The organism is uncultured Ralstonia sp., from assembly GCA_913056305.1.
Lineage (GTDB): Bacteria > Pseudomonadota > Gammaproteobacteria > Burkholderiales > Burkholderiaceae > Ralstonia.
Genome location: CAJXMR010000344.1, coordinates 1 through 3,248, shown reverse-complemented (window position 1 = coordinate 3,248; position 3,248 = coordinate 1). Strand labels below are relative to the sequence as shown.

Annotated in this window: 4 protein-coding genes and 1 pseudogene; 3 read left to right on the top strand and 2 right to left on the bottom strand. The window is 67.4% G+C overall.

From position 1 onward, the window contains the following. Both metF and QZ609_RS25720 read left to right on the top strand, forming a co-directional pair. Positions 1-822, top strand: an 822-nt coding sequence (metF, locus tag QZ609_RS25725) for a methylenetetrahydrofolate reductase [NAD(P)H] (protein ID WP_295501109.1), incomplete at its 5' end; no start/stop codon positions are given. Positions 823-837: 15 nt separating this feature from the next. Beyond that, positions 838-1,275, top strand: coding sequence for a TfoX/Sxy family protein (locus QZ609_RS25720; RefSeq protein WP_295501106.1), 438 nt, complete (start codon positions 838-840; stop codon positions 1,273-1,275). Positions 1,276-1,279: 4 nt separating this feature from the next. On the opposite strand, the gene QZ609_RS25715 is transcribed toward QZ609_RS25720, so the two are convergent. After that, complete coding sequence (locus tag QZ609_RS25715) at positions 1,280-1,894, bottom strand: pyridoxamine 5'-phosphate oxidase family protein (RefSeq protein ID WP_295501103.1); 615 nt, start codon at positions 1,892-1,894, stop codon at positions 1,280-1,282. Between the two features lie 21 nt (positions 1,895-1,915). Next, complete coding sequence (locus QZ609_RS25710) at positions 1,916-2,521, bottom strand: 5-formyltetrahydrofolate cyclo-ligase (protein WP_295501101.1); 606 nt, start codon at positions 2,519-2,521, stop codon at positions 1,916-1,918. Positions 2,522-2,562: 41 nt separating this feature from the next. Here QZ609_RS25710 and QZ609_RS25705 point away from each other — a divergent pair. Further along, positions 2,563-3,248 (top strand): annotated as a pseudogene (locus QZ609_RS25705) (lytic transglycosylase domain-containing protein); the annotation flags it as partial.

Below are 3,248 nucleotides of genomic sequence, written 5' to 3'. Positions count from 1 at the left end.
CGTCAATTCAGTTTCGAATTCTTCCCGCCCAAGACGGCGGAAGGCGCCGAGAAGCTGCGCAACACGCGCGCGCAACTCAGCCCGCTCAAGCCGCGCTTCATTTCCGTGACCTTCGGCGCGGGCGGCACCACGCAGCAGGGCACGCTCGACGCCGTGGTGGAAATCCAGCGCGAAGGTATCGAGGCCGCGCCGCACCTGTCGTGCGTGGGCTCGTCGCGCGAGAGCATCCGCGGGATCCTCAACACGTATCGTGAGCACGGCATCGGCCGCATCGTCGCGCTGCGCGGCGACATGCCCTCGGGCATGGGCGAGATCGGTGAGTTCCGCTTCGCCAATGAACTGGTCGAGTTCATCCGCCACGAGACCAACGACACCTTCCACATCGAGGTGGCGGCCTATCCGGAATACCACCCGCAGGCGCGCTCGTCGCGCCAGGACCTGGAGAACTTCGCCCGCAAGGTGAAGGCCGGCGCCAACTCCGCCATCACGCAGTACTTCTTCAACGCCGACGCCTACTTCCAGTTCGTCGACGACGCGCGCAAGCTCGGCGTGGACGTGCCCATCGTGCCGGGCATCATGCCGATCACGAACTCGTCGCAGCTGATGCGCTTCTCGGAGATGTGCGGCGCCGAGATCCCGCGCTGGATCGCCAAGCGCCTGGAGGGCTTCGGCGATGACCGCGAATCGATCCGCGCCTTCGGCCTGGATGTGGTGACGGCACTGTGCGACCGCCTGCTGCAGGGCGGCGCGCCAGGGCTGCACTTCTACACGCTCAACGCAGCCGGCGCCACGCGCTCCATCTGGCAGCGCCTGGGTCTGTAACAAAAGGAGATCGTCATGGCAGCCGCACCGGATCCGCTGATTGCTTGGCTGCTTGACGAACTGCAGCCGCTCGCCGCGCAGATCGGCGAGATCCGCGCCCGCCGCATGTTCGGCGGCGCGGGGCTGTATCACGACGACATCGTCTTTGGGCTGGTGGCCAACGGCACGTGCTATCTGCGCATCGATGACACCACCCGTGCGCGCTTCGCAGCCGTTGGGTCGACGCCGTTCGGCTACGACCGCGACGGGCGCACCATCACCATGTCCGGTTATCTGAGCACGCCGGCCGAGGCGCTCGACGGCGGCCAACCGCTGCGCGACTGGGTGCGCCTGGCGATCGAGGCATCGCGGCGCGAGGCGAACGCCAAGGCGGCCAAGCCCAAGCGGGCACCTGTTGCAAAGAAAGCGCCGGCCACGAAGGTCGCCGCCAAGAAAGCCACAGCCAAGCGCTGAGCGCTCAATAGAGCGTCGTCTTCAGGCGCTCAGGCAGCTCGCGGTCATACGCGTCGCCATCGAATGCCCCGCCGGTCAAGCGTTGCAGCATCTTGCCGGTGGACGGCAGCGCCGGACGCGCCTCCTGTGCACGCTCCCACAGCTTCGAGCGCACCAGCGCCTTCGAGCAGTGGAAGTACACCGACTGCAGCTTCACCAAGATGACCGTGCGCGGCAGCTTGTCCTGCACCGCAAACGAGGCGAGCAATGCCGGATCGGCCGAGATGGTGGCCGTGCCGTTCACGCGCAACGTCTCGCCCACCCCCGGCACGATGAAGAGCACCGACACGCGCCCGTCCTCGACGATGTTGCGCAGGTTGTCGATGCGGTTGTTGCCGGGCCGATCGGGAATCGCCAGCGTGCGTTCGTCCAGGATGCGCACGAAGCCCGGCGCGTCGCCCTTGGGCGAGGCGTCCGTGCCGCCCGCCCCCACCGACGACAGCACGATGAACGGCGAGGCCTCGACGAAGGCGCGGTAATCCTCGTTCAGGTGGTCGATCTCTTTGCGGACGGCGCGCTCGGTCGGCTGGCCGTAGACGGCTTCGGGTTGGGCGACAGTCGTCAGCGTGTGTGTCGTCATGGCGATGGATGAGGAGAAGGTTCAGAACACGCCACGCTCGGTCACGATGCAATCGAGCGCGATGTCGTGTGCCTGCGGCGCGATCGACTCCACCCGGTTGATCTCGAACGCGACGCCGATGGTGCGCGGGCGGTGCCCGTCGGCGTGCAGCGCAGCCAGCGTGCGGTCATAGAAACCGCCGCCGTAGCCAATACGGTAGCGTTGCGCATCGAAGCCCACGCACGGGATCAGCAGCGCATCGGGCGTGACCGTCTCGCCCGATGCCGGGATGGGAATGTTGTACGCGCCCGGTGTCATTTCACAATCGGGCGTCCATCGCCGAAACTGCAGGGGCGCAAACTTGTCTGTCACCACGGGCAGCAGCGCGCGGCGTGCGGCATCCGCCGCCAGCCAGTGGCCGAGCACGCCGAGCGCGTCGAACTCGCCCTGTGTGGGCCAGTAGGCCGCGAGGCGCTGGTCCGGCAGGGTCCGCAGCAGGTCGGCCAGGTGCCGCGCCAGTGCGGCGTCATGTGCGACACGCCCGGGCAGCGCGGCGCGCGCATCGAGCAGCATGGCGCGCAGGGCGCGGCGCGATTCGATCGGCGCGGCCATGTGGGCCGAGCCAGGCGGGTTCCCTAAGGCTGACATGGGATAATCGAACCACCTAACGGTGAAGGATGGGGCAGCAGATGACATTGAAGGGCAAGGCAGTATATCGCGCGGTGGCGCTGGCTTTCGCGGGCTTGATCGGCGCGGGTGCCGTGGGGCCGCTGGGTCCGATTTCGCTGGCGCAGGCCGCCAAGCGGCAGGCGCCGCAAGGCATTCCGGCCAATCCGGACGATGCCTTCATCGAGTTGCGCAACGCCGCGCGCCGCAACGACGTGTCGCGCAGCTGGGAGCTGGCCGACAGCCTGTCCGACTACCCGATCCCGTCCTACGTCCAGTACTTCCGCATCAAGCCGCAGCTGTTCGACGCCAGCGGCTACGCGCGCACCGATGCGCCGGATGACGAGGTCCGCGCGTTCCTGCAGCGCTACCAGGGCGATGCCATCGCCGACCGTTTGCGCAACGACTGGCTGCTGGTGCTCGGCAAGAAGCGCGACTGGGCCACCTTCGATGCCGAGTACCCGAAGTTCGTGCTCAAGGACGATACGCAAGTCGAGTGCTACGCGCTGCTGTCGCGCGCGATGAAAGGCCAGAACGTTGCGGCCGACGCGCGCAACACGCTGTCCGACCCCAAGGGCTACGGTGAAGGCTGCGTCGACCTGATCGGCTACCTCGCGCAATCCAACCAGTTCACGCGTGCCGACGTCGCCTTCGCGGCGCGGCTGTCGCTGGAGCAGAACCTCGTCACGCAGGCGTCGCGCATTGCCGC

Bases quoted from the DNA above. Each gene is read 5' to 3' on its own strand.
- QZ609_RS25720 (WP_295501106.1), top strand. From the start codon at position 838: ATGGCAGCCGCACCGGATCCGCTGATTGCTTGGCTGCTTGACGAACTG.
- QZ609_RS25715 (WP_295501103.1), bottom strand. From the start codon at position 1,894: ATGACGACACACACGCTGACGACTGTCGCCCAACCCGAAGCCGTCTAC.
- QZ609_RS25710 (WP_295501101.1), bottom strand. From the start codon at position 2,521: ATGTCAGCCTTAGGGAACCCGCCTGGCTCGGCCCACATGGCCGCGCCG.